This is a genomic window from Paenarthrobacter sp. UW852 (genome assembly GCF_024608385.1).
In the GTDB taxonomy this organism is placed as follows: domain Bacteria; phylum Actinomycetota; class Actinomycetes; order Actinomycetales; family Micrococcaceae; genus Arthrobacter.
In genome coordinates this window covers 359,430-384,541 of sequence record NZ_JAMSGY010000004.1, presented here as the reverse complement: position 1 = coordinate 384,541, position 25,112 = coordinate 359,430, and the positions used below count along the sequence as shown (strand labels likewise).

Sequence of the window (25,112 nt, the reverse complement as noted above, 5' to 3'; positions counted from 1 at the left end):
ATGCTGGCGGCGAGGGGCGAAGTCGCGGAGGGCGCGCCGTCGTACGCCATTGACCGCTACAAGCTGCTTGACGTGAACGCCGGCACCACCGGCGGAGCAGGCGGCGACGCCTAAAGCTCCAACAAACAACAATCGGCGGCAGTGTTCGTGATGAACACTGCCGCCGATTGTTGTTTCCGACCAGGACGGGCAACGTCAGGTGCCCAGGTTCCGCCTGTCGACGACAAAGCCCGTTGCCGCATTTTCGCGGACTGCGTTGATACCGGCCACAACGGCCTTCAAATTCGGAAACTGTGGCGACACTGCCACAACCGTGCCGTCTTCGGCAGTGAGCCGAAATCGGAATGAGTTGGTACCTGCTTTGAGAATCTCGAAACTGCCCGCCATTTTCCCCTGTTCCTTACGCGTCGCTGCGTACACGAGCTGACTTCATAACTCCCCACCGACCCTAACGGCCATTTCCGACCACCAAAAGCCCTACTGATGGGTAATTTACAACCGATATCGGTAGATCTCTTTGAAAGCAACCGAGGAGCTACAGACCGCATGGAACCCCGCGCGTATGGTGAGGATATGACTCCATCCGGCACGCCCACTACGGGCGTCCTGCTCGCTGCGGGCGCCGGCACCCGCTTGGGGCGCGGCCCCAAAGCGCTGCTGCCCTTCCGCGGACGCACGCTGGTGGAAGTACTCGCCGACACCCTTTTCGACGGCGGCTGCAGCGAGGTGGTGGTGGTTCTCGGAGCCGAAGCCGAAAACGTGCGGAACAGTACAGACCTGGGCGCGCACACCGTCGTAGAAAACCAGAATTGGGCCAAGGGGGTGGCCGGATCCTTCCGCGCGGGCATCGAAGCAGCAGCCCCTGGGAACAACATCATGGTGGCTCTGGTGGATCAGCCCGGGCTTACCCTGACGGCGGTGAGCCGGTTGCTGGGCAGCCATCGTCCAGGGCGGGTCACCGCCGCCGCCTACCCTGACGAGTCAGGAAGGCTGAAGCGCGGGCACCCGGTGATATTCGACGTCGGGCTTCGCGGACAGGCCGCCGACGCCGCCAATGGCGACACCGGCGCGCGGTCCTTCCTCAAGGCGCACCCGGGCCTGGTGGACCTGGTGGACTGCAGTGATTTGTGCTCGGGTGAGGACTTGGACACCAAGGATCAGCTGCATCTTCTGGACGGATAGCGGCAGGTACATTGGGTGCATGATCCGCATCGAAACAGACGATCCCGCACGCCCGGATGTCCATCAGCTCCTCAGTGAACACCTGGCTGACATGTTCGCCACCTCCCCCGCGGAGAGCGTCCATGCGCTGGATCATTCCGCGTTGTCCCACGAGTCCATCACGTTCTGGACTGCCAGGGAGGATGGACAACTGCTGGGATCCGGTGCCCTGAAAGACCACGACGGTGGACTGGCCGAGATCAAGTCCATGCGCACCACGGCCAGCGCCCGCGGCCGGGGCGTGGCGACATTGATGCTGGAACACATCGTCGCCGACGCCCGAAGCCGCGGGTACCAGCGGCTGTGCCTGGAAACGGGCACCGAGGACTATTTCGCCCCGGCACGGCGTCTGTATGAAAGGCACGGCTTTACGGAGTGCGGGCCCTTTGCGGACTACACCCTGGACCCGAACAGCGTCTTCATGGAGCTCCCCCTCTAACCCGATTGGGCAGGCGGGCTACACGGAGGCAGGGCTCCGGTCGCGGAGCGCCAGGTAGATCTTGTCCCGGGCGATGGGCAGCTCAGCGAAACGGATCCCGGTAGCGTTGCGGATGGCGTTCGCCAGCGCCGGGGCCACAGGATTGAACGGGCTCTCACTCATGGACTTGGCCCCGAGGGGACCCGTGCTGTCATTGGTTGTGGCGAAGTAGACCTCACTCCTCGGCACATCCGCGAACGACGGAATGTGATACTGCCGCAGGATGTCCGTGGTGACCCGGCCGGCGTCGTCCACTTTCACTTCCTCGTACAGCACCGCACCGAGGGCCTGCGCGATCCCGCCCTCGATCTGCCCACGGCACTGCCGCGGGTTGACCACCACTCCGGCGTCGGCGGCCTGCACGCTCTGCAGGATCCGCAGCTCACCGGTCCCCGTGTTTACGGCAACCCGGAAGCCGTGGACGTTGAATGCCACCGAACGCGGCGTCCCTCCCCAGTTTCCGTCGGTGGCGAGCCGAACGCCTTGCAGCCGGGCGGCGTCGACGATGTCCGTCAGCTGCACGGTACGCTCGCCGCACTGGACAGCGCCATCCACCAACCGGCAGTCCGCCAGCGCCACCCCTGTGAGCGAGGCCGCGACTGTCTGGATGCGGGTCGCCAGTTCCAGCGCCGCACCGAGCGTCGCCTTGCCGGCAACCACCGTTCCCGCGGACCCGAACGCACCGGTGTCGTGCTCCACAAGGTCGGTATCGGACTGGCGCACGGTCACCTTGGACGCTGAGGTCGCCAACGCCGTGGCCGCCAGCTGCGCGTGCACCGTGGTGGTTCCGTTCCCGAATTCGGCAGTACCGACGTCGACGGCGAACCGTCCGTCCGCTTCCAGGCTCACCCGGGTGTGGGCGAAGTGGCCGCGGGGCGGGACGGTGTCGATCATGGACAGGGCTGACCCCTCACCGGTGACCCACTCCGGGCCGAGGTCATCAAGGCCGGCGGCCCGGTAGCGTTCCTTCCCGCGGTCCAGGGCGTCGCGCACCAAGGCGATGCACTGGTCCAGGCCGTAGCTTCCGTAGTGGACGTCTTCCTCGGGCTCCGGAGTTGTGGACAGCATGTGGTCACCGGGCCGGACCATGTTCTTCAGCCGGAACTCCAGCGGATCCATACCGATCCCAAGGGCCAACTCGTCGATGGCCGATTCGATGGCAAAGATCATCTGGCTCAGCCCGTAGCCCCGGAAAGCCCCGGCGGGAACTGTGTTGGTGTAGACGGCGTGGGCGTCCACTTTCTTGTTCACGCACTTGTACACGGCCAACGACTCTCCGCAGCCGTGGAACATCACGCCGGGAGCGTGGTTTCCGTAGGCACCAGTGTTGGTCAGGACGTTCAGCTGCAGGGCCGTCAGGTATCCGTCCTTGTTGGCACCGGCTTTGAGGTGGATGGTGAAGGGGTGGCGGGTGGTGGTTGCCGTGAACTGCTCGGTCCGGGTGAACTCCAACTGCACGGGACGCTTCAGGGCAAGGGTTGCCAAAGCCACCAAATCTTCGGTGAGGACTTCCTGCTTTCCACCGAAACCGCCGCCGACCCGGCCGGCCACAACACGGACGGTTTCCGGCGCCAGGTTGAACAACCGGCTCAATGTCCGCTTCACCAGGAACGGGACCTGGGTGGAGGAACGGACAACCAACCGGCCCTCCTGATCGAGCCAGGAAATGGACGAATGGGTTTCCATGGCTACGTGCTGCACCCGCTGGGTCTGGTACGTGTGCTCGTGGATGTAGTCCGCGGCGGCGAAGCCGTCTTCCACGCTGCCCAGTTCCGCGTGGACCTCGGCCACAACATTCTGGAGCGGCCGCGAAATACGGGACTCGACGCCGTCTTTCTCGCCGTGAATCGCCGGGGCACCGGGAAGGATGGCTTCCTGGGGCGTGAAAACCGGGTCAAGGATTTCGTACTCCACGGCCAACGCGCGCGCTCCGGCTTCGGCTGCACCCACGGTTTCGGCAACGACAGCTGCAACGCGTTGCCCTATGAAGCGCACCACGCTGTCCAGGACGCGGGTGTCATCGGGGTCGTCGGTGAAATTCTCGTGTTGTGCCGTGGAGAAGAGCTGCTGCGGTGCGTCCTCGTGCGTGAACACTGCAACCACGCCCGGCACGGCCAACGCCGGAGCCTTGTCAATGGAAACGATCCGGGCGTGCGGATGTGGCGAGCGCGCCACTTTGAGGTGCAGCAAGCCGGGGAGTTGCTCCGCCGGAACGTCCAGGGCGTACCTGGCCGTTCCCGTGATCACGGCGTCGCTGGCCAGGGCGGGGACATTGTCGCCAAGTTGGCCGGGGGTCGCCTCCACAACAGCAGGCGACTTTGCGCCTGAAACGTCAGCTCCGGCGTCGTGCTGGTGTTGGCCGCCGTGGCCTCCGCCGTGGCCACAGACGGCGTCCGCAATGGAGCGGTAGCCGGTGCAGCGGCACAGGTTTCCCTTGAGGTTCCGGGGCAGGTTGGCGCGTTGTTCGTCGTCGAAAGTGGCGGCAGTCATCATCATGCCTGCGGTACAGAAGCCGCACTGGAAACCCTGGCCCTGGTGGAACTGCTCCTGCACAGGGTGCAGTTGTCCGTCCTTGGCGAGGCCCTCGATTGTGGTGACCGTCTTGCCTTCGGCGCGGACTGCCGGGTAGATGCAGCTGTGCACGGGAGTTCCGTCGACGTGGACGGTGCAAGCTCCGCAGTCGCCGCCGTCGCAGCCCTTCTTGACGCCGAAGTTGCCCTCCTCCCTCAGGAAGGTGCGCAGGCATTGGCCCGGACGGGGTGTGGCCTGCGAGGCAGTGCCGTTGATCTCAATTGCCATGGGAGGCCTCCTTCTGGGTGCCTGTGGTTTCGGGTTGCGTGGACGGCTGGGGCGACGTGGCATGCGGGGGCCAGAAATCGCCGGAGACAGTCATCAACTCGTCCATCAACTCCGCCCGTATTTCCTCGGCCAGCTTGAGCGTCATGTCGCGGCGCCATGCCGGGAGCCCGTGGATATCGTCGTGGTACAGCGGCCAGGGAATGGAATGTTCGACGGCGTCGGCCAGCGTCCGCGCGTCCGGAACCTTCCCGGCCGGGAACCTCAGTTGCACCGGGCGCTTGGTCGAAGCAGTCACCGTGATGACCAAGCCGAAGACGGGATCGAGCCTGCCAATCAGCAGCACCCCGGAGCGGCCAAGGTTGCTCAGCGACAAGCGCCTGAATGCTACGCGCGCCGAGAGTGCCTCGGCGGGGAGATGAATGCTGCGGAGCAACTCCCCCGGGGCCAGGACGGTCTGCATATCGCCGATCACAAAGTCGGCAACCGGGACCGTGCGGCTGGAACCATCCGGGCTGAGGATGGTGGCGAGGCCGTCGAGTCCGGCGCACAGCGACGTCATGGGTCCTGCGGGCAAGCCCGTGCAGATGTTGCCGCCCACCGTGGACATGTTCCAGATTTTGAAGGACGCCACGAACGAGTCGCAGCTGGGCCGGATCAGAGCCAGTCCGGGCCATTCGCGGTGGGCTGCTTCTTCGCTGGCCGGCAAGGCGTAGAGCTCAGCCACGGTGCAGGTGGCAGCCAGTTCGATGCCGTCATCGGTCACGGTCACGGCGGGCCAGTTGGCTTCGCCGAGGTCGAGGAGCCGTTTGAGGACAGTGCTTCCGTAGGAGAAAAGGACTGTACCGCCGGCGAGCCAGGCATCGCCTTCGCGCCACAGGGCCGGGTCCGTCGTGGGCACCACGGCCTCGATGGTGTTCATGTCCATGGGTCCTCCTGGGTGAGGTGTTGAGGTGCTGGGTGAATCGGGCCGTTGCCGTCTTTGAGGGACGGAAAACCGGGCGTGCCGTGCGTTCCCCGGGTACCGGGTCCGCGCTCGGCGATGATCTCGGCCGTAATGGAAACCGCCACCTCTGCTGGTGTCACGGCACCAAGGTTCAGGCCGATGGGTGAGTGCAGCCGCGCCAAGGACTCTGAGGGAGTGCCTGACTCGAGGAGGGCATCGACCCGTTGGCGGTGGCTCCGGCGCGAACCCATCGCGCCAACGTAGGCCAGGTTGAGGCGGAGGGCCGTCTCCAGCAAGGGGATGTCGAACTTGGGATCGTGGGTCAGGACGCAGACCACGGTCCGGGAGTCGATCCGTCCCGCCGCGGCCTCTGCTTCGAGGTAGCGGTGCGGCCAGTCCGTCACCACCTGGTCGGCTCCGGCGAAACGACTTTGTTGAGTGAAAGCAGGCCGGGCATCGCACAGCGTGACGTCGTAGCCGAGCAGTTGTCCAGCGGGAAGCAACGCGGCACCAAAGTCGTTGGCGCCAAAGACCAGCATCCTCGCTGCCGGCAACCTGCTTTCGACCAGCAGGGTGATGGGTTGAGGTTCTTCCTTTTCCCGGGGCGGCGCAGCCAACCTCTCGGTTGTTACCCACCCATCGATGCAGCCCTCGGGCGGGGCCAGCCGGACCAGGCCTGCGCGGCCCCCTTGGAGGAGGGGCTCCACTTGAGCGGCTGCCGCGAAAAGGGTAGCCGGGTGGTCCCCCACCAGTCTGGCCAGTTCTTCGGATTCCATGGCACGGAACCGTGCGGGATCATCCACCACCATGACTCCACCACCAGCATCAAGGCGGCGGATGAGTGCGCCAGGGCGTCGGGTTTCGGCCAGCATCGAGAGTTCGGGCGAGCCTTCCTGCAGCGGCTGGATGTGGACTTCCAGTTCCCCTCCACAGGTGAGTCCCACCGCGAACGCGTCCTCGGGACTGAAGCCGAAGGACTCAAGGCGGGGGCCGCCGTCGCGCATGGCTTCCAAGGCCGCCTCCACAACGGCACCCTCCACGCAGCCGCCGGACAAGCTGCCCAAAATTTCGCCGTGTTCGGAGACCATCATGGACGTCCCCAGGGGCCGCGGCACGGAGCCGCCGGTCCCTACGATCGTGGCCACAGCGCATCGTTGGCCGGAGACCGCCGTCCGCCAGCCGCCCAGTGAAGGCATCAGATCCAGCATGGCAACACATCCTTATTCCAGGTGTCCCGGCCAGGTGGCCCGGCCGGAGCAGTGCGCGATCTTGCCCCATAATCTCATTCGCAGAGGCTGTTGAGGGGCAGTCGCGGCTGTTCAGTAAAAGTTCAGTCAGTAAGGGTTCATAGGAACGGGGGCAAGGGCTTCATCTCCCTGCCCCCGTTCCCTGACGGAGCACCGGCACCCTGCCGCCGCCCGCCGTCGTACCTTGTTTTCAGGGACGACGACGGCGGGCGCCTATTCGTGCGGAGGGAACCGGGGGACCGTCGATCGGAGTGCCGGATGATGACCCGCCGGCGCGGGCTGGGGTTCCTGGCTAAACACCCATCAGGGCGTTGATGGGACCCCGTGCGAAGTAGATGATGAAGCCGGCCGTGACCACCCACATGAGCGGATGCACCTTCTTGGCCTTACCTGACGCGGCGTTGACCACGGCGAAGGAGATGAACCCGACCCCGATGCCGTTGGCGATGGAGTACGTCAGCGGCATGGTCACGATGGTCAGGAACGCAGGCAAGGCGACCGAGAACTTGGTGAACTTGATCTCGCGGATCTGCGCCATCATCATCGCGCCCACAACAACCAGTGCGGCCGCAGCAACTTCCAGCGGAACCACCGAAGTGAGCGGCGTGAAGAACATGGACCCCAGGAACAGGAGGCCGGTGACCACCGACGCCAGGCCCGTGCGGGCACCTTCGCCGATACCAGCCGCGGAGTCGATGTACACGGTGTTCGATGATCCGGAGGTTGCCCCACCCACCACGGCACCCATGCCTTCAACAATGAATGCCGACTTCAGCCTGGGGAACGTGCCGTCCTTGTGAGCCACACCAGCGCTCTTCGCCAGCCCGGTCATGGTGCCCATGGCGTCGAAGAAGTTGGTGAACACCAGGGTGAAGACCAACATGGTGGCGGCAAGTCCACCGATCCGGGCGAACGAGCCGAAGAGATCGAAGTGGCCCACCAGGCTGAGATCCGGCACGGACACCAACTGGCTGGACAGGATAGGCACGTTCAGGTGCCAGCCGCCGGGATTGGTGGCGCTGCCTGGCCCAATCTTGAATACGGCCTCGACAACTGCGGCGAGGACGGTAGTGGCGACGATGCCGATCAGCAGGCCGCCCTGGATTTTGCGGGCCACAAGGATGCCCATGGCAAGCAAACCGACGATGAAAACGAGGGTCGGGAGGGAGGTGATGGAGCCGTCGTTACCCAGCTGGACCGGTGGGCCACCCGCTGTGGGACGGACGAACCCCGAGTCCACGAAGCCGATGAAGGCAATGAACAGGCCGATACCAACGGTGATGGCTGCCTTGAGTTCCTTGGGCACTGCCTTGAAGATCGCTGTCCGGGCCCCGGTAGCACCGAAGAGGACAATGAGGATGCCGTTGATGACCACCAGGCCCATGGCTTCTGGCCATGTGACTTCCTGGATGACCGCAACGGCCAGGAACGAGTTGATGCCCAAACCTGCGGCCAGGCCGAAGGGAAGGTTGGCGACCAGGCCGAAAATGATCGTCATGACGCCGGCCGTGAGGCCAGTGACCGCACCGACCTGCGCGGCCGACAACCAACCGCCCGCCACATCAGTTGGCGCGTTCTCTGCCGAGAAGCCACCCAGGATGAGCGGATTCAGGATGACGATGTAGGCCATGGTGAAGAACGTGACCAGGCCGCCGCGGAATTCGCGGGCCAGTGTGGAGCCACGCTGGGAGATCTGGAAGAACTTGTCCAGGAAGGAGTTCGACGCCGGGGGCTTCTTGTTGCCACCTGCCAGGCCGGCTGCCGTGTGCTTTGCTTCTGCCGCTGTGGGCTCTGCGCTGTTCTCACCGTTGGGGAAGAGCGCAGCCTGCTTTTCAGCTGCTGTGTGCATTTCTGCGGTACCCAGGATTTCCATGTCAGCCACCGGGCCCTAGTAATCAATCCTGGAATCAAGCGTGTTCCATGTGGTGAACGGCTGGAGGGCCTCCGGAGCCTGGGGATCGCCCAGTTCCAGCTTGGCTACCGGCATCAGCGCGTCCCGGTTGTCGTTCTCGAAGTACTCGTAGAAGACGGCGTCGTCGAAGCCCACGGATGCGGCGTCGTGACGGTCTGCGGCGAAGAACACGCGGTCCACGCGTGCCCAGAGCGCGGAAGCCAGGCACATGGGGCATGGCTCGCAGCTGGTGTAGAGGGTTGCTCCGCTCAGATCGAACGTTCCCAGTTCGCGGCAGGCGTTACGGATTGCCGTGACTTCTGCATGCGCGGTGGGATCGTTCGTGGCGGTCACGCGGTTGACGCCTTCGAAGGCTCGTCCGTCCGCGGTGACAATGACGGCGCCGAAAGGGCCACCACTGTTCAGGACATTGGCTGTTGCCAGCTCAATGGAGGTGGCCAGGAATTGCTCGGCCGTGACGGTTGTACTCATGTTGCGACTTCCTTAGTGCTGTGGAAGCCAGGTGACCTGTTTGAGCGCGCTGCAAAAAGGAGCTCCAGTTAGCTTGGTTACCAGGCTTCAGCATGTGCGATGAAGGTTAAGTTGCGCCTGGTAGATAGCTTCCCGAAGTCCGGGTGCCCGCCTTTGGCAGTTAGAGCGTAGCACCAGGGTTGTGAGCCGCGCCATAGTTTTTTGAAAATTTAATTTCGTCATGCGAAATAAGTTGCGCCGTGCTTTTGGTGCCCGAATGTGACTGCAACCCGTGTGCGGGCGTTGACGGCCGGCGTCGCCCATTTTACGCTGTTGGGACCGTACCGCTCTCTGGCGGACCGGAAACCTGGATCAGCAGACAGGGCCTAACTGAGCTGGAACGCGTACACGCCGACCAGACAAGGACCTCCATGCTTTGGATCAAAAACCCGCTGGGTATCTTCACCGCCAACGACCTCGACGCCGGCAACGGCCTGGTGGTCTCCGACGACGGAACCATTCTTGAACTGGTGCCCTCCGGCGTTGAGCCTTCCATGCCGTGTTCCGTGTTCGATGCGTCCTCCCACGTCGTGCTCCCGGGCCTCATCAACACGCACCACCACTTCTACCAAACCCTCACCCGCGCCTGGGGCCCCGTGGCCAACGCACCCCTGTTCCCGTGGCTGCAGAACCTCTACCCCGTGTGGGCGCGGCTCACTCCACGCAGCCTTGAGCTCGCGGTTCAGGTAGCGCTTGCCGAGCTCCTCCTGTCCGGCTGCACCACCGCGGCCGACCACCACTACCTGTTCCCCGACGGCATGGAAGACGCCATCGACATCGAGGTGTCCGCCGTACGGTCCATGGGGATGCGGGCTACCTTGACCCGCGGGTCCATGACCTTGGGAGAGGACGACGGCGGGCTGCCGCCCAGGACTACGGTCCAGTCACCTGAGGCAATCCTCGCGGACAGCGAACGCCTGATTCGCAGGTATCACGAGACCGGCGATGGGGCTGTGGTCCAGATTGCCCTTGCCCCATGCTCGCCGTTCTCCGTGACCAAGGAAATCATGGCCGAGTCCGCAGCCATGGCCGAGCGCTTCGACGTCCGGCTGCACACGCATCTTGCCGAAACCATCGACGAGGAGGACTTCTGCCAGTCCATGTTCGGGCTGCGGACCGTGGATTACCTGGAGTCCGTGGGGTGGCTCGGATCCCGGACCTGGCTGGGACACGGCATCCACTTCAATGACGAGGAGATCGCGCGTCTGGGAGCTGCCGGAACAGCGGTGGCCCACTGCCCGACGTCGAACATGCGCCTGGCCTCCGGGACCGCACGGGTCCTGGAGCTGGAAGCCGCGGGCGTTCCCGTGGGGCTGGGCGTGGACGGATCTGCTTCCAACGACGCGTCCAACATGATCCTCGAAGCCCGGCAAGCCCTGTATTTGCAGCGCTTGCGGTATGGCGCCTCGGTCCCCGTGTCACGCGCGCTTGGATGGGCCACGCGCGGGTCCGCGGCAGTTCTTGGGCGGTCCGACATCGGCCAGCTGGCTCCCGGGATGCAGGCGGACCTGGCACTGTTCAAGCTCGACTCGTTGAGGTTTTCCGGCAGCCACGACCCCGTAGCTGCGTTGCTGCTCTGCGGGGCAGACCGGGCCGACCGGGTGATGGTGGGCGGATCCTGGCGCGTCGTTGACGGGGCAATCCCGGACCTGGACGTGGCCGGGCTGATCGCGGAACACTCTGCGGCTGCGCGGAAGTTGGTGGCCGGGTAGCTCGTTGGTTATGGTTTTGCGCGAGTTCGCCGGAACGCTGCCACTTCGCAGGGAGCGTTCCGGCGAACTCGCACTCTTCCGGCGAACTCGTTGTTTGGGTTGTCCTTCCCTAGATCGTGACCTTGTAGACGTGGTGCGTGTATTCGTTGGCGAAGGAGTCCGTGAACTTGCCGTTCTGCACGGCAATGCTGCGGTTCTCGCCCACAACCTCCACCTGCGTACCGGTGATCCCGGCAGGAAGAGTGAAGGTCTTCGAACCGGTAGTGCCATTCAAGCCAATGCCTGCGAACAGGTACGCGCTGCCGTCCTTGGCTTTGAGCATGGTGTCAGAGCCGGCCGCGCCTGCGTTCCACACATAGCTCTGGGTGTTGAGGACAGGTGCAAGCGCCTGGATCCCGGCCAGCAAGGCCTTGATCTTGGCCTTACGGTCGGCGGGGATGTCCACCAGCGAGTAGTTGCCGTACGCCGGATCATTGTTGTGCTGGAAAATGCTGATTCCGCGGGCTTCATGGATGATCGCCGACCACATTGCACCCTCCATCTGCTCCGGGGTTATGGTCTTGGCGTTCGACTCTGACAAGAAGGGCCGTGCGGACTCGACGAACACCCAGTTGGGCTTAATGCCAGGGGTTGCCTGGAACGATCGCATCTGGTCAATCTGCCACCCATAGGCTGCACTCGTGGCGGGGTTCGCTCCTGCAGGCCACGCAGGGGAAATCTTCATGGCATCTCCCACAGGAGGGCTGGTGTAGGCGTAGTTATCCGCGGATGCGAAGTCCACCACGGCCAGGAAGTCGTCCATGGTTCCGCTGGCCCACCACGTGCCGAGGATGCCCTTGCCATAATTGGCGTTGATTGGGCGGCCATCACCGTACGCACGTATCTTGGCCACCAGATTGTTCATCTGCTGCAGGTTCTCCTGGGTATTGCTCCCGGAGCACCCAAGGCCCATGTCGCACTCGTCAAAGGTCGCCCAGGCGACGACGCCGGGATTGGTCCCCACTTCGGCCCGCGTCCACTCCTGGCCCGCAATGACGAGCATTCCGGTGTTGGTGATGGACGTCAACGTGGAGCCGTCGTGTTCCGCCTCTTGGTAGACGTTCACGCCCAGGTCCTTCAACTGCGCAGCGTGCTCCGGTTTCCCGAAGAAAACACTCACGGGGAACAGGCTGGGGTTGTTCAGCCGCGCCGCACCCGGGAACTTCGACCAGTAGGCCGGGCCACCATCCCAAGGGACCCGGGCCAGGTTGGCGAGGCTGCCCGTGGGGGTGGGGGTTTCAGTGGGGGTGGGGGTCGGGGTCGGGGTGACAGTAGGCGTCGCTGTCGGAGTGGGCGTCGCCGTCGGCGTCGGGGTGACAGTAGGCGTCGCTGTCGGAGTGGGCGTCGCCGTCGGCGTCGGCGTGACAGTAGGCGTCGCTGTCGGAGTGGGCGTCGCCGTCGGCGTCGGGGTGACAGTAGGCGTCTCTGTCGGAGTGGGTGCCACCGTCGGTGTCACCGTCGGGGTGACAGTGGGTGTCACCGTCGGCGTCGGGGTTTCGGTCGGCGTCGGGGTTGGTTCCACTGTTGCCGTTGCGCTGGGGCTCTCGGTGGGTGGCGGGGTGCCGGGGTCCGTGCATCCGGCAAGGGCCACCACAATCACCGCCCCGAGTGTGACAAAGGTGCGTTTCATGACAATGTTTCCTTTGGGGAAAGCAGCCTGATTGCTGCTGTGCGGCGCCAGCCCCCCAGATCCGGCTCTTTTTGAGACCTACCGCGGCAGGCGTTATCAGCCAGGTATCCGTGTCCCGGCACGGCTCGATGACGAGCGGCAGCTATCGCTCGTGCTGCTGCAGTACGACGCTTGCAGACCTTTGTCCGGCGCCATCAAGCCAGCAAGTGCGGCCCAAACGCCGGGCCACGGCGACCTTTAAGACCCCATCGGGCGGCCGCCATTCCAGCATACGTGACCCACGCCACACCCCACCGAAATATGACGCGGCCCATTTTCGGCCAATTAGACGCCGCACTGCACCCTAGACGGTTGAAATCGTCTAGTACGCAGCAAGTCGTCTAACTGGCGCGGCTCAGGGCACGGAGGAGCCGGGTCTTGAATGCCTGCTCCTGAAAGAGGTCCCGCCTTTGGATGCGAATGAAGACCCACCTTTGCTCCATCAAAGCGTTCTCCCGTTGCCTTTCCCTGTAGATGACCTGGCCAGTTGGCTCATAGTCGAAGTATTTGACCCTGCCGTCGAATTCGAGGGCCACCATCTCCCCCCCTCCACGCGAGGTCAATGCGGTACACACCCTCGGACGTAGGCACCTCCACCTGCAGATCAGGAGCTTCAACGCCAAGTTTTTTCACGAGAGCCCCGGTCAGGGCCTCCCCTGGCGACTCAGACCTCGCATCCGCGTCTCGAGCACCCGCCGCAAAGTCACCACTCCACTTCGTCCGATCATCGAGCGGCACATGTCCCACAGTTTGGCTTCGCTGGCACCCATGCGAAGAGCGTGGTCCATGACGATCAAGGCCTGCCCGTACTGCAACATCCGGCAGCAGTCGACCACCGTGCGCTCCAGTGACGTGCAAGGCAATCCGAAACGCTGGACAATCTCGGCCCGGTCAAGGAGTCGGGTATGCGGCACCACATCCATGCCGTGCGAAACCGGCGAAGGAGGCGTCTTCTGCGTGACATGACTGCGATCGTCAACATTCCAGTGGAACAGCCCGTAAAGCCTCGCCGCTGAAGTATGGCTGTAGACGAGACTTCCACCCGAAGTCGCCAGCGTCCCATGAGCGTGGGCAGCGACGAGTTGGCGGCTTCTCACGCCCGGCTTTTGCGCAGACCACACGCTCCCCCTGATGTAGCAGCCCCTCCGAAGCCTGACCAAGTGACGAGACCGGACCAAAGGCAGCTATGGCCCGCGCGCTGAAACCTGCGTCCTCCAGCTCACTGGTCCGCCATAAGTCAACGCCAGCGGGGAGCTCCCGCACCTTCTATCCCGTCATTCCACAAGCCTCGTGGAGTCCGCACAGGGAGCGCATGCCTGACTTTCCCTATGTGGATAATCCCGATTAGACGAATACCTGCGTATTAGACGACTCCTACCGTCTAATATGCAGCGAACCGTCTAAACGGAAGGGCGGGGTGGGTTAGGGCGCGCGGGAAGCGTGGGCGCGCGGGCGAAAAAGGGCATGCCCAGGCGCACGGGAAAGCGGGCGACACCTCCCCAGGCATCGCCCGCTTCCTTGGCTCTGTTGCGCAGAGTCCGCGCCCGTGATGCAGGAAAATCAGGGGCGCTGCCGGCCGAATACCGGGAGCGCGCGCAGCCAACGGGAGAACCCTCCGGCTTTGCGGTCGCAGTCGGCCGGAATATAGAAGTCCGGATCTGTTGCACCGAAGGGCAGGTACAGCTCCTGACCCGGTGCCGGGAATTCCACGACGTTGTTCGTATCCTTCGAGTCCATCTGTTCCTCCTCTTTCTCATGCACTCAGTTTCCGTACTTCGGAAAACTTTTATTGTTACGTGGAAAGTGTAGGCAGCTGGGAAACTGGGCGTCAAGAGCCCCTCCGGAGCAAAGTGAGTTGCCCCGGTCACATTCGGGTAGTTCATAACGATCCTTGGGAACCCGTATACACAGGCCGAAACCATGCGCTACTCTCGAATCAGTTCGTGGCGTAGGTCACGTAACCTGAGAGCAGCAGGCAGGGTCGTAATGAGCTGGCATCAATGGATGTCGGCTCTTTTTTGTTGGGTCGGCTCCACCAGAAACGCGGTGGAAACACGCGCTTAATTTCATTGATGGAACCTAGGTTCCACCTCACAGAAGTTGGGATATGACCATGAGCAACAACATCGTCCTCGGCGAAAACCAGTACGGCAAAGCAGAAGTCCGCGTCGTCAAAGTCACTCGGGATACGGACCGCCACCACATCGAAGACCTGAACGTCACCTCGCAGCTGCGGGGCGACTTCCAGGCAGCCCACCTCGAAGGAGACAACGGCCACGTCGTTGCCACCGACACCCAGAAGAACACGGTCTACGCTTTCGCTCGTGAAGGCATCGGCTCCCCCGAAGCCTTCCTCCTGCGCCTTGCCGATCACTTCACCGGTGGGTTCGACTGGGTAACCGGCGGCCGCTGGGAAGCCGAGGCCTACAGCTGGGATCGCATCCAGGCACACGGCGAGGGACACGACCACAGCTTCGTCCGCAACGGACAAGAGGTGCGTACCGCCGTCGTCGTCCGTGATGGCGCAACCACCCACGTTGTTTCCGGCCTCAAGGACCTGACCGTCCTGAAGACCACTCAGTCAGGTTTTGTCGGCTACCCGCGCGACAAGTACACCACCCTGCCGGAGACCACGGACCGCATCCTCGCAACGGATGTCTCCGCCCGCTGGCGCTACAACACCAACCTGGACGTCGCTGGCACGGACTTCAACAAGAGCTACGAAGACATCCGGGCGCTCCTGCTGGAAGGCTTCACCGAGAACTACTCCCACGCCCTGCAGCAGACGCTGTTCGACATGGGCAAGAAGGTCCTCGAAGCACACAGCGAAGTGGACGAAATCAAGTTCTCCATGCCCAACAAGCACCACTTCCTGGTTGACCTGAGTCCGTTCGGCCTGGACAACCCCAACGAGGTCTTCTTCGCGGCTGATCGCCCGTACGGCCTCATCGAAGCAACCGTCCAGCGCGAAGACATCGACGCTGCACCCGTTGCATGGAGCGGCATCGCCGGCTTCTGCTAACCACCCGGCGAAGGCCAACCCCTGGGTTTGTGTACAGGTGCTGTCCCTAAGAGCCCCTTTAAAGGCATCACCTGTACACAAACCCGACCCCTAAAACCCCAAGATTTGTTAGCCAGACACAGTTAGCCAGACGAAGACGTCTGCCATGAACCCAGAAAGTCTGCCATGAACATCAAGAAGAAATCCCGCCCCGCGAATACCACCTCGTCCCGGACGGACCGCGCGAACAAGCCCGAACGGCCCGAGGACAAGCGCCTCTCCATCGGAAGCACGTTTGCCTACGGCTTCCAGCACGTCCTCACCATGTACGGCGGAATCATTGCCCCGCCGCTGATCATCGGTGCAGCGGCCGGCATGAACTCACAGGACATCGGCCTTTTGATCGCCGCCTGTTTGTTCGTAGGCGGGCTCGCCACCATCCTTCAGACGGTGGGCATCCCGTGGTTCGGCTCGCAGCTGCCGCTGGTCCAGGGCGTGTCCTTCGCCGGCGTTTCCACCATGGTGGCGATCGTCCAGGGTGGCGGCGGGATCCAGGCGGTGTTCGGCTCGGTGATCGTGGCCTCGCTGATCGGTTTGGCCATCACTCCCCTGTTCTCGAAAATCATCAAATTCTTCCCACCTGTGGTTACGGGCACAGTAATCACCACCATTGGGCTTACCCTGATGCCGGTGGCCGCGAACTGGGCCATGGGCGGCAACGCCAAGGCTGACAACTACGGCAGCATGGCCAACATCGGATTGGCCGCAGCAACCATGGGCATCGTTCTGCTCCTGAGTAAGGTCGGCAACGCCGCGATCTCCCGGCTCTCGATCCTGCTGGCCATGGTGATCGGCACCATCATTGCGCTCATTGCCGGCATGGCCGACTTCTCCAAGGTGGGCCAGGGCGACGTCGTCGCATTCCCCACACCCTTCGCTTTCGGTGCCCCCACCTTCGAAGTCGCAGCCATCATCTCCATGCTGATCGTTATCCTGGTGACCCTCACCGAGACCTCCGCGGACATCATCGCGGTGGGCGAGATCGTGGACACCAAGGTTGATTCCCGCCGCATCGGTGACGGACTCCGCGCCGACATGCTCTCCAGCGCCATCTCCCCCCTGTTCAACTCCTTCACCCAGAGCGCTTTCGCCCAGAACGTTGGCCTCGTTGCCATCACGGGCATCAAGAGCCGCTTCGTGGTCAGCGCCGGCGGCCTCATCCTGGTGGTCCTGGGCCTCCTGCCGATCCTCGGCCGCGTGGTCGCAGCGGTTCCGACGCCCGTCCTGGGCGGTGCCGGCGTCGTACTTTTCGGTACGGTTGCCGCGAGCGGTATCCGCACCCTGGCCAAGGTCGAGTACAAGAACAACATGAACCTGATCATCGTGGCGGCCTCGATCGGCTTCGGCATGATCCCGATCGCCGCCCCGAAGTTCTACGACCAGTTCCCGTCCTGGTTCTCCACGATCTTCCACTCCGGCATCAGCTCGGCCGCGGTCATGGCGATCCTGCTGAACATCCTGTTCAACCACTTCAAGGCCGGCAACTCGGACAACCAGTCGGTATTCGTTGCAGGAACGGACCGGATTGTCAGCGAAGAGGACATCAAGTGCCTCAGCGAAGGCGACCGCTTTGAGAACGGCAAGTTGATCGACGCCGACGGCAACGAGGTCCCGCTCAAGACTTCCAGCGCGTCAGAGCACTGACCACTCTTCCGCGGATGAAAGGCGGCAGTGTTTCCTTGGGGGACACTGCCGCCTTTCGCGGTGCCACGGAAGCGCACGACGGCGGCACTCGCCCAGAGCGCGCCGCCCACCTTCCAGGGGCCGTCCAGATAACAAAAGATGGCAATGTTCGCGGGGAACATTGCCATCTAGTGCCATCTGGCAGGGATTAGTTTTGGTTGAGCTCCGCGGAGATCGCCTTGGCCGCCTCGCTCAGCATTGGCACAGCACGGTCGGCGAAGCTCTGGTCCACGCGGGTAATCGGCCCGGAAACGGAGATCGCAGTGGGCGTGGGCGCGTTGGGGACGGCCATGGCGAAGCAGCGCACGCCGAGCTCCTGCTCTTCCTCGTCAATGGAGTAGCCGCGCTCACGGATCAATGCCAGGTCAGCGAGCAGAGAGTCGATGTCCCCGATGCTCTTGGCCGTGGGGGTGGGCATGCCGGTGCGGGCCACGATGCCGCGGACAACCTCGTCATCCAGCTGGGCCAGGATGGCCTTGCCGACGCCGGTATCGTGCGTGTGGGCGCGACGGCCAACCTCGGTGAACATGCGCATGGAGTGCATGGACGGAACCTGGGCCACGTAGATGACCATGTCCGAGTCCAGGACCGCCATGTTGGAGGTCTCTCCGAGTCGTTCTACGAGGGTCTTGAGCTGAGGGCGGGCTACGGCACCGAGTTGCTTGCTGGCACCTTCGCCGAGCCGGATGAGCCGAGGGCCCAGGGCGTAGCGGCGATTAGGCAGCTGGCGGATGTAGCCGAGGGAGACCAGGGTCCTCAGCAGGCGATGGATGGTAGGCAGGGGCAAATCCGTGGACGAGGAGAGCTCGCTCAAGGTGACGTCGCCACCGGCGTCCGTGATCAGTTCCAACAGTTCAAAGACGCGCTCAACGGACTGCACGCCTCCGGAGGCTTTTTCAGCCATTCCCTTGTCTCCAATGACTCAGATTCCGACAACTCTTATCCGCATCGTGAAAAGAATTGCTTAGAACACCCAACATACAGCACGCATGCAAGCGGCGCGATGACACCGAACATGACCAAGCAAGGGGTTGTGTTTCCACTTTGTAGATAATAATATCCATAATACGAAAACATTTTGTAGGAACGGCGGCCCGGGAACGGGCCTAACAGGAGGAATTTCAATGGCGAATCCGAGCCCCGGAAACTCGATCACCCTGCGCGTCGCCGCACCGTCGAGCTTCACCGCTACCAGCGAACTGGCAGCAGCCGTCGGCGCAGCCGGTGCAGCAATCACCGCCCTGGACGTCACGGAATCCCACCACGAGAAGATCGTTGTCGACGTCACCTGCAACACCACCGACGACGACCACGCAGCCCGCGTCAAGGACGCCCTGAACGCACTCGACGGCGTCACCGTCCAGCACGTTTCGGACCGCACTTTCCTCATGCACCTCGGCGGCAAGCTCGAGGTCGTCCCCAAAGTAGCCCTGCGCAACCGCGACGATCTTTCGCGCGCCTACACTCCCGGCGTCGCCCGCGTTTGCATGGCCATCGCAGAAGACCCGGCTGCTGCCCGCAACCTCACGGTCAAGCGCAACACCATTGCTGTCCTCACTGACGGTTCCGCCGTCCTGGGCCTGGGCAACATTGGCCCCGCGGCCGCACTTCCGGTCATGGAAGGCAAGGCGGCGCTGTTCAAGCAGTTCGCCAACGTTGACGCCTGGCCGGTTTGCCTGGACACCCAGGACACCGAAGAGATCATCATGATCGCCAAGGCCATGGCCCCCGTTTACGGCGGCATCAACCTTGAAGACATCGCCGCACCGCGCTGCTTCGAAATCGAGAACCGCCTCCGCGAAGAGCTGGACATCCCGGTCTTCCACGACGACCAGCACGGCACCGCGATCGTTACGCTCGCAGCCTTGGTCAACGCCCTGCGCGTCGTGGACAAGAAGCTGTCCGAGGTCAAGATCGTGGTTTCGGGCGTCGGTGCTGCCGGCTCCGCCATCATCCAGCTCCTCAAGGCCCAGGGTGCGCAGCACATCATCGCCGCGGGCCGCTCGGGCGCCATCCACTCGGGCGAGGAATACAGCGACGAGCACCGCAGCTGGATCGCCGCGAACACCAACGAAGAAGGCTTCTCCGGCACCCTGCACGATGCCCTCAAGGGTGCTGACGTGTTCATCGGCGTCAGCGCACCGCACGTGATCGGCGAGGACCAGGTCGCCTCGATGGCCGAAAATGCGATTGTGTTCGCCATGGCCAACCCGACGCCGGAAATCGATCCCGTGATCGCTTCCAAGCACGCCGCCGTCGTAGCTACCGGCCGCAGTGACTTCCCCAACCAGATCAACAACGTGCTGGCTTTCCCCGGATTCTTCCGCGGGCTACTGGACGCAGGGGCATCGGACATTACGCCTGACATGCTGGTGGCCGCCGCCGAGGCGATCGCCAACCGGGTGGCTGACGATGAGCTGAACGCGAGTTACATTATCCCCAGCGTCTTCGATCCCCACGTTGCTGCCGATGTTGCTGCTGCGGTGGCAGCCGCCGCGCACGCAAACGCCGCCAGCGCGCTGTAGCACCAGCGCACCCTAGAAGAAGGAATCCGCTCACATGGCTATTACAGTCACTGATCCCCGGCCGATCGATCGCGCCGAGGAGATCCTCACCCCGGAGGCACTGGCCTTCATCGAAGAACTGCACACCCGCTTTGCCGGCACCCGCAACGAGCTTCTCCAGGCACGGAAGGTCAAGCGCCAGAAGGTTGCGGATACGTCCCGCCTTGATTTCCTTCCGGAAACCCAGGAAATCCGCGACGGCGACTGGAAAGTCGCCGAGGCTCCTGCGGCTTTGCAGGACCGCCGCGTTGAGATGACCGGTCCGGCAACCCCGGCCAAGATGGCCATCAACGCCCTGAACTCCGGCGCGAAGGTATGGCTTGCCGACCTCGAAGACGCTTCGACGCCGACGTGGCCTAACGTCGTCGATGCCATCCTGAACCTCCGCGACGCCGCCCGGGGCACTTTGAGCTTCACCTCCCCCGAGGGCAAGGAATACCGGCTCCGCACGGACGCTCCCCTGGCCGTCGTTGTTGCCCGCCCCCGCGGCTTGCACATGGAGGAAAGCCACGTACTGCTCGACGGCGAACCCGCCGTTGGTGCGCTGGTGGACTTCGGTTTGCACTTCTTCCACATCGCCAAGCAGTTGCTGGAAAACGGTCACGGCCCGTACTACTACCTGCCCAAGATGGAGAGCCACCTGGAGGCACGCCTCTGGAACGATGTGTTCGTCTTCGCCCAGGACTACCTCGGCGTCCCGCAGGGCAGCGTCCGCGCCACCGTGCTGATCGAAACCATCCCGGCAGCGTTCGAGATGGACGAGATCCTCTACGAACTGCGCGACCACGCTTCCGGCCTCAATGCCGGGCGTTGGGATTACCTCTTCAGCATCATCAAGTACTTCCGTGATGCCGGCGAAGAGTTCGTCCTCCCGGACCGCGCCACCGTTGCCATGACGGCACCCTTCATGCGTGCCTACACCGAGCTCCTGGTCAAGACCTGCCACAAGCGCGGCGCCTTCGCCATGGGTGGCATGGCCGCCGTCATCCCCAACCGCAAGCAGCCGGACGTCACCGCCGCAGCCTTCGACAAAGTCCGCGCCGACAAGACCCGCGAAGCAAACGATGGCTTTGACGGTTCCTGGGTTGCCCACCCGGACCTGGTGCCTACCTGTCGCGAAGTCTTCGATTCCGTGCTTGGCGACCCTGCCAACGGCGGTAAGAAGAATCAGCTGGATAAGCAGCGCCCCGAGGTGAACGTCACCGCTGAGCAGCTGATCGACGTCGCGTCCGCCGGCGGTACCGTCACCGAAGCCGGCCTGCGCCTGAACCTGTATGTCGCCGTCGCCTACACCGGCGTGTGGATCTCCGGCAGTGGTGCCGTGGCCATCCACAATCTGATGGAAGACGCCGCGACTGCGGAGATCTCCCGCTCGCAGGTGTGGCAGCAGCTCCGCAACAAGTCGATCCTCGCGGACACCGGCAACACAGTGACCCGCGAACTGGTCACCCGCATCCTGGGCGAAGAGACCGAGCGCCTGCGCATCGAATTCGGCGACGAGAACTTCACCAAGTACTACGAGCCCGCGTCCAAGCTGATCGAGGACATCTGTCTCTCCGATGAGTACACGGACTTCCTGACCACGCCCGCGTATGAGCTGGTGGGCTGAGATGGGTTCACTGAGTTCATCTGACCTGGCCCACATCGAGGAACAGCTGACCGCAACGGACCAGTTGCTGGACCGCAACTACCCCGGCGACGACGGCTCCCGCCAGCCCATCCACACCGTCTACATTCCGGCGGACCGCTTCACGCCCACTTTCCTGGCGGACTGGGGCGCCCAGGCACTCGCGACGGCGGAGGCCCACGGCGGCCTCGAAAAGCTTGGACAGCTGTTGGGCCAGGAGCCCGACTTGGCTGCAGCCGTTGCCGCCCGGGTAGCTTCCAAGCTGGCCTCCGAGCCCATTGAGGACCTTCGCCTGGACTTTGAAGACGGCTACGGTGACCGCGGCGACGAGGCAGAAGACGCCGACGCCGTTGCTGCCGCCAACGCCGTTGCAGCTGCTGTCGCAGCCGGAACAGCACCGCCGTTCATCGGTATCCGCTTCAAGTGCTTCGAAGCCCCCACCCGCGCCCGCGGCCTGCGCACCCTGGACCTGTTCGTGTCCACGCTCGCAGCAGCCGGGGAGCTCCCGGCCGGCCTGATCCTCACCCTGCCCAAGGTCACCACGGTGGCCCAGGTCCAGGCCATGGATTACGCAGTGTCCCGCCTGGAGGAAGTCCTTGGGCTCCCCGCTGGCCGGCTCCGCTTTGAGGTGCAGGTGGAGACCCCGCAGCTCATCATCGGCGCGGATGGAACCTCGCCGGTGGCACAGCTCCCCCACGTGGTACCCGGTCGCATCAGCGCCCTGCACTACGGGACTTACGACTACAGCGCGTCGCTGGGCATCTCCGCGGAATACCAGTCCATGGAACACCCCGTGGCCGACTTCGCCAAGCAAGTCATGCAACTGGCCGTTGCCGGCACAGGCATCCGCCTGTCCGACGGTTCCACCAACATCATCCCCGTCGGTGACGCGGTGGAGGACGCCTGGAAATTGCACGGCCGCCTGGTTCGTCGTTCCCTGGAAAACGGCTACTACCAGGGCTGGGATCTCCACGCCGCCCAGCTCCCCAGCCGCTTCTCGGCGTCGTACGCTTTCTACCGCGAAGGCCTGCCCGCCGCGGCGCTGCGCCTGCGTAACTATGTGGAGCGCACCGAAGGCGGCGTCATGGATGAGCCCGCCACGGCCCGCGCGCTGGCTGGCTTCGTCCTCCGCGGCGTCCAGTGCGGCGCAGTGGGGACCGACGAGGTCAAGGCGCTTGCCGGCGTCGAACTTTCACAGCTGACCGCGCTGGCGCACCCGCGGCTCGCACAACCGACTTCCCACTGATAGGAGCATTTCGCATGGGCAAGTACTACTACCCCGAGGGCGGGCTGCCCCCGCAGACCCACCTGACCACCGAGCGGGCCATCGTCACCGAGGCCTACACGGTGATCCCCAAGGGTGTCATGACGGACATCGTCACCAGCAACCTGCCGGGCTTCTCCAACACCCGCTCCTGGATCATCGCGCGGCCGATTTCCGGCTTCGCCACCACGTTCTCCCAGCTGATTGTGGAGATCGGCCCGGGCGGCGGCGCTCCCAAGGCCGAGTTCGAGTCCGGCGTTGAAGGCGTTATCTTCGTGACCAAGGGCCAGGTCAACCTGACCCTCGACGGCGAGCTGCACCACCTCGAAGAGGGCGGCTACGCCTACCTCGCAGCCGGTGCGGAGTGGGGCCTGGAGAACGTCTCCGACGACATCGTTTCCTTCCACTGGATCCGCAAGGCCTACGAACGGCTTGAGGGCTTCGAAGCGAAGTCCTTCGTGACCAATGAGAAGGACGTGGAGCCCACCTCCATGCCGGACACCAACGACGTATGGAAGACCACCCGCTTCACGGACTCCAGCGACCTGGCCCACGACATGCAGGTCAACATCGTTACGTTCCAGCCCGGCGGCGTGATCCCCTTCCCGGAAACCCACGTCATGGAGCACGGCCTGTACGTGCTGGAGGGCAAGGCCATGTACCTGCTCAACAACGACTGGGTTGAGGTGGAGGCCGGCGACTTCATGTGGCTGCGCGCGTTCTGCCCGCAAGCTTGCTACGCCGGCGGCCCGGGCGAGTTCCGGTACCTGTTGTACAAGGACATGAACCGCCAGGTGAAGCTCACCTAGGTTTGATGCTTGCGCCGAGATCGCCGGAAAGCTGCCAGTTCGCTGGAGTTTTCCGGCGATTTCGTCGTTTTCCGGCGGACTCGGTGCTGACGCCCCGTGTTGTTGTCCCCCATGCGCCCGAGTCTAACCTGCGTGCGAATTCGTAAGGCCAAGCGAGTTCGCTGGAACGCGGCGAAATCGCCGAAGCATTCCCAGCGTTTTGGCACGTTTCCCGCGAACCCCTGTCGGACCCCTTCGGTAGAGTGCAGCACATGGATGACAAAGCGACGCTGCTCACATACCTCAGGAATCGGCGGGAGGATCTCCTCAGCAAAGTCGAGGACCTCAGCGAGTACGACGCCCGCAGGCCCATGACGCCCACCGGCACTAATCTGTTGGGGCTCGTGAAGCACGTCGCCAGCGTCCAGTTGGACTACTTCGGTGTGACGTTCGGGCGGCCCAGTGGCCGGGAACTTCCGTGGTTTGCCGATGGTGCCGAGCCTGATGGGGACATGTGGGTTCCGGCCAACGAAAGCCGCGAAGAGATCATGGAACTCCACCGTTTCTCTGCCGAACACAGCGACGCCACCATCGAGGCACTGCCGTTGGACGCGGCGGGCGTGGTGCCCTGGTGGAACGAGGCAAAGAAGAACGTAACGCTTCACCAGATCCTGGTGCACATGTGCGTCGAAACGGCCCGCCATGCCGGGCATGCGGATATTCTCCGTGAACTCATTGACGGTTCGGCAGGCCAGCGGCCAGGGGATCCGAACGTGCCCGGAAAGTCCACGGAGGAATGGGCGGCGTACCGGGCCCGCATCGAGCAAGCAGCAGTGGAGGCTGGCCACAGCAACCGCTGACACCCTGGCAGCGCCCGACGACGGTACTCACGTGCCGCCGTCGGGCGCTGTTATGCGGGAGCTTCCACCGGCGCAAGTCCGCCCCGCAAACTTGATACGAACTTGAGCTAATCGAAAAGGTTCCTTGATACATCAGCGCCACGCTGGAAGCAGTCGAAGCACCAATACACGGAGTCTTCGGCAACGAATTTCCGGTATGAATCACAACGATGTGGGGGACCCAATGGACCAGTCAGCAGCTCTCAGTGAGGTGATGGCCGTCAAGGGCATCATCCAGGATCAGCACCCCGTGGATTTCTACGCGCTGGGTGTCGCAGGATGCATCGACCGGCTGGCTGCTCCCCTTCGCAGGGCCGGTGTGACAGTGCACTGGCACACCCCGCACCATGGAATCGAAATCTCATCCTCCGCGGCGGCCCTTTTGTATCACGTGGCCCAGGAAGCTTTCAGCAACACCCTGAACTACGCGGGAGCCAGCGAGCTCACCATCCGCCTGAACGCGGTGTACCACGGCATCCAGCTCACTATCACCGATGATGGCAGCGGCTTCGAAATCCATGCTGCGCCCAGCGGACGTCGCCACGGTTTTGGGCTCCTCATGATGTCGATCGCAGTGCACGACGCCGGCGGGACAGTGGACATCGACTCCGAGGTTGGACGGGGCACCAGCGTGAGGGTCACCCTTCCTCTGGATTGAGTCCTATTTGGGACCTTATTTAGGCTTCCACCCCATGG

Annotated in this window: 21 protein-coding genes; 11 read left to right on the top strand and 10 right to left on the bottom strand. The window is 63.5% G+C overall.

Annotated features, from left to right (window positions below):
- Window positions 1–195: 195 nt before the first annotated feature.
- On the bottom strand, window positions 196–387 hold the full coding sequence (locus NEK97_RS09975) for a DUF1508 domain-containing protein (RefSeq protein ID WP_044569301.1): 192 nt from the start codon (window positions 385–387) through the stop codon (window positions 196–198).
- Window positions 388–546: 159 nt separating this feature from the next.
- On the opposite strand from NEK97_RS09975, the gene nboR reads away from it, so the two are divergent.
- Both nboR and NEK97_RS09965 read left to right on the top strand, forming a co-directional pair.
- A complete protein-coding gene (gene nboR / locus NEK97_RS09970) occupies window positions 547–1,182 on the top strand; it encodes a nicotine blue oxidoreductase (protein WP_257369713.1) in 636 nt (211 codons plus the stop codon).
- A 19-nt stretch (window positions 1,183–1,201) separates the two neighbouring features.
- Window positions 1,202–1,660: a GNAT family N-acetyltransferase gene (locus NEK97_RS09965; protein WP_257369712.1), complete on the top strand. Its 459-nt coding sequence runs from the start codon at window positions 1,202–1,204 to the stop codon at window positions 1,658–1,660.
- Between the two features lie 18 nt (window positions 1,661–1,678).
- Here NEK97_RS09965 and NEK97_RS09960 read toward each other — a convergent pair whose 3' ends face one another.
- The 5 genes from NEK97_RS09960 to NEK97_RS09940 all read right to left on the bottom strand — a co-directional run bounded on the left by NEK97_RS09960 (window position 1,679) and on the right by NEK97_RS09940 (window position 9,071).
- Window positions 1,679–4,498 (bottom strand): molybdopterin-dependent oxidoreductase, encoded by a 2,820-nt coding sequence (locus tag NEK97_RS09960; RefSeq protein WP_257369711.1) that lies wholly within the window; start codon window positions 4,496–4,498, stop codon window positions 1,679–1,681.
- Complete coding sequence (locus tag NEK97_RS09955) at window positions 4,488–5,423, bottom strand: xanthine dehydrogenase family protein subunit M (RefSeq protein ID WP_257369709.1); 936 nt, start codon at window positions 5,421–5,423, stop codon at window positions 4,488–4,490. The genes NEK97_RS09960 and NEK97_RS09955 overlap by 11 nt, the downstream gene beginning before the upstream one ends.
- Window positions 5,414–6,649 (bottom strand): XdhC family protein, encoded by a 1,236-nt coding sequence (locus NEK97_RS09950; RefSeq protein WP_257369708.1) that lies wholly within the window; start codon window positions 6,647–6,649, stop codon window positions 5,414–5,416. The genes NEK97_RS09955 and NEK97_RS09950 overlap by 10 nt, the downstream gene beginning before the upstream one ends.
- 331 nt (window positions 6,650–6,980) lie before the next feature.
- On the bottom strand, window positions 6,981–8,570 hold the full coding sequence (locus NEK97_RS09945; protein WP_257369706.1) for an NCS2 family permease: 1,590 nt from the start codon (window positions 8,568–8,570) through the stop codon (window positions 6,981–6,983).
- A 6-nt stretch (window positions 8,571–8,576) separates the two neighbouring features.
- Window positions 8,577–9,071: a nucleoside deaminase gene (locus tag NEK97_RS09940; RefSeq protein WP_142937997.1), complete on the bottom strand. Its 495-nt coding sequence runs from the start codon at window positions 9,069–9,071 to the stop codon at window positions 8,577–8,579.
- A 410-nt stretch (window positions 9,072–9,481) separates the two neighbouring features.
- Here NEK97_RS09940 and NEK97_RS09935 point away from each other — a divergent pair, with 410 nt between their 5' ends.
- On the top strand, window positions 9,482–10,822 hold the full coding sequence (locus tag NEK97_RS09935; RefSeq protein ID WP_257369704.1) for an 8-oxoguanine deaminase: 1,341 nt from the start codon (window positions 9,482–9,484) through the stop codon (window positions 10,820–10,822).
- Between the two features lie 109 nt (window positions 10,823–10,931).
- Here NEK97_RS09935 and NEK97_RS09930 read toward each other — a convergent pair whose 3' ends face one another.
- The 3 genes from NEK97_RS09930 to NEK97_RS09920 form a co-directional block, all read right to left on the bottom strand.
- Window positions 10,932–12,491, bottom strand: a complete 1,560-nt coding sequence (locus tag NEK97_RS09930; RefSeq protein WP_257369703.1) for a hypothetical protein — start codon at window positions 12,489–12,491, stop codon at window positions 10,932–10,934.
- A gap of 380 nt (window positions 12,492–12,871) precedes the next feature.
- Window positions 12,872–13,069: a hypothetical protein gene (locus tag NEK97_RS19845; RefSeq protein WP_306672936.1), complete on the bottom strand. Its 198-nt coding sequence runs from the start codon at window positions 13,067–13,069 to the stop codon at window positions 12,872–12,874.
- A gap of 1,021 nt (window positions 13,070–14,090) precedes the next feature.
- Complete coding sequence (locus NEK97_RS09920) at window positions 14,091–14,267, bottom strand: hypothetical protein (protein WP_014922716.1); 177 nt, start codon at window positions 14,265–14,267, stop codon at window positions 14,091–14,093.
- A gap of 370 nt (window positions 14,268–14,637) precedes the next feature.
- Here NEK97_RS09920 and pucL point away from each other — a divergent pair, with 370 nt between their 5' ends.
- Together pucL and NEK97_RS09910 are read left to right on the top strand one after the other, a co-directional pair.
- Entirely contained in the window at window positions 14,638–15,552 is a 915-nt protein-coding gene (pucL, locus tag NEK97_RS09915; protein WP_257369701.1) for a factor-independent urate hydroxylase, read from the top strand.
- A gap of 165 nt (window positions 15,553–15,717) precedes the next feature.
- On the top strand, window positions 15,718–17,235 hold the full coding sequence (locus NEK97_RS09910; protein ID WP_257369699.1) for a nucleobase:cation symporter-2 family protein: 1,518 nt from the start codon (window positions 15,718–15,720) through the stop codon (window positions 17,233–17,235).
- Between the two features lie 187 nt (window positions 17,236–17,422).
- On the opposite strand, the gene NEK97_RS09905 is transcribed toward NEK97_RS09910, so the two are convergent.
- Window positions 17,423–18,178 carry an IclR family transcriptional regulator gene (locus tag NEK97_RS09905; protein WP_257369698.1) on the bottom strand — a complete coding sequence of 252 codons (756 nt, stop codon included), beginning with the start codon at window positions 18,176–18,178 and terminating at the stop codon, window positions 17,423–17,425.
- Window positions 18,179–18,398: 220 nt separating this feature from the next.
- On the opposite strand from NEK97_RS09905, the gene NEK97_RS09900 reads away from it, so the two are divergent.
- From NEK97_RS09900 to NEK97_RS09875, 6 genes are all read left to right on the top strand, one after another.
- Window positions 18,399–19,799, top strand: a complete 1,401-nt coding sequence (locus NEK97_RS09900; protein WP_257369697.1) for an NAD-dependent malic enzyme — start codon at window positions 18,399–18,401, stop codon at window positions 19,797–19,799.
- 34 nt (window positions 19,800–19,833) lie between these two features.
- Window positions 19,834–21,447 (top strand): malate synthase A, encoded by a 1,614-nt coding sequence (aceB, locus tag NEK97_RS09895; protein ID WP_257369696.1) that lies wholly within the window; start codon window positions 19,834–19,836, stop codon window positions 21,445–21,447.
- Window position 21,448: 1 nt separating this feature from the next.
- Window positions 21,449–22,711, top strand: coding sequence for an aldolase (locus NEK97_RS09890; RefSeq protein ID WP_257369695.1), 1,263 nt, complete (start codon window positions 21,449–21,451; stop codon window positions 22,709–22,711).
- Window positions 22,712–22,725: 14 nt separating this feature from the next.
- Window positions 22,726–23,538: a bifunctional allantoicase/(S)-ureidoglycine aminohydrolase gene (locus tag NEK97_RS09885; RefSeq protein ID WP_235517474.1), complete on the top strand. Its 813-nt coding sequence runs from the start codon at window positions 22,726–22,728 to the stop codon at window positions 23,536–23,538.
- A gap of 251 nt (window positions 23,539–23,789) precedes the next feature.
- Complete coding sequence (locus NEK97_RS09880) at window positions 23,790–24,377, top strand: DinB family protein (protein WP_257369694.1); 588 nt, start codon at window positions 23,790–23,792, stop codon at window positions 24,375–24,377.
- Window positions 24,378–24,573: 196 nt separating this feature from the next.
- Window positions 24,574–25,074 (top strand): sensor histidine kinase, encoded by a 501-nt coding sequence (locus tag NEK97_RS09875; RefSeq protein WP_257369693.1) that lies wholly within the window; start codon window positions 24,574–24,576, stop codon window positions 25,072–25,074.
- The last annotated feature ends 38 nt before the right edge of the window (window positions 25,075–25,112 follow it).

Bases quoted from the DNA above. Each gene is read 5' to 3' on its own strand.
- aceB (WP_257369696.1), top strand. From the start codon at position 19,834: ATGGCTATTACAGTCACTGATCCCCGGCCGATCGATCGCGCCGAGGAG.
- NEK97_RS09900 (WP_257369697.1), top strand. From the start codon at position 18,399: ATGGCGAATCCGAGCCCCGGAAACTCGATCACCCTGCGCGTCGCCGCA.
- NEK97_RS09965 (WP_257369712.1), top strand. From the start codon at position 1,202: ATGATCCGCATCGAAACAGACGATCCCGCACGCCCGGATGTCCATCAG.
- pucL (WP_257369701.1), top strand. From the start codon at position 14,638: ATGACCATGAGCAACAACATCGTCCTCGGCGAAAACCAGTACGGCAAA.
- NEK97_RS09960 (WP_257369711.1), bottom strand. From the start codon at position 4,498: ATGGCAATTGAGATCAACGGCACTGCCTCGCAGGCCACACCCCGTCCG.
- NEK97_RS09940 (WP_142937997.1), bottom strand. From the start codon at position 9,071: ATGAGTACAACCGTCACGGCCGAGCAATTCCTGGCCACCTCCATTGAG.
- nboR (WP_257369713.1), top strand. From the start codon at position 547: ATGGAACCCCGCGCGTATGGTGAGGATATGACTCCATCCGGCACGCCC.
- NEK97_RS09880 (WP_257369694.1), top strand. From the start codon at position 23,790: ATGGATGACAAAGCGACGCTGCTCACATACCTCAGGAATCGGCGGGAG.
- NEK97_RS09875 (WP_257369693.1), top strand. From the start codon at position 24,574: ATGAATCACAACGATGTGGGGGACCCAATGGACCAGTCAGCAGCTCTC.
- NEK97_RS19845 (WP_306672936.1), bottom strand. From the start codon at position 13,069: ATGGTGGCCCTCGAATTCGACGGCAGGGTCAAATACTTCGACTATGAG.
- NEK97_RS09905 (WP_257369698.1), bottom strand. From the start codon at position 18,178: ATGGCTGAAAAAGCCTCCGGAGGCGTGCAGTCCGTTGAGCGCGTCTTT.
- NEK97_RS09920 (WP_014922716.1), bottom strand. From the start codon at position 14,267: ATGGACTCGAAGGATACGAACAACGTCGTGGAATTCCCGGCACCGGGT.
- NEK97_RS09910 (WP_257369699.1), top strand. From the start codon at position 15,718: ATGAACATCAAGAAGAAATCCCGCCCCGCGAATACCACCTCGTCCCGG.
- NEK97_RS09955 (WP_257369709.1), bottom strand. From the start codon at position 5,423: ATGGACATGAACACCATCGAGGCCGTGGTGCCCACGACGGACCCGGCC.
- NEK97_RS09890 (WP_257369695.1), top strand. From the start codon at position 21,449: ATGGGTTCACTGAGTTCATCTGACCTGGCCCACATCGAGGAACAGCTG.
- NEK97_RS09950 (WP_257369708.1), bottom strand. From the start codon at position 6,649: ATGCTGGATCTGATGCCTTCACTGGGCGGCTGGCGGACGGCGGTCTCC.
- NEK97_RS09885 (WP_235517474.1), top strand. From the start codon at position 22,726: ATGGGCAAGTACTACTACCCCGAGGGCGGGCTGCCCCCGCAGACCCAC.
- NEK97_RS09935 (WP_257369704.1), top strand. From the start codon at position 9,482: ATGCTTTGGATCAAAAACCCGCTGGGTATCTTCACCGCCAACGACCTC.
- NEK97_RS09975 (WP_044569301.1), bottom strand. From the start codon at position 387: ATGGCGGGCAGTTTCGAGATTCTCAAAGCAGGTACCAACTCATTCCGA.
- NEK97_RS09930 (WP_257369703.1), bottom strand. From the start codon at position 12,491: ATGAAACGCACCTTTGTCACACTCGGGGCGGTGATTGTGGTGGCCCTT.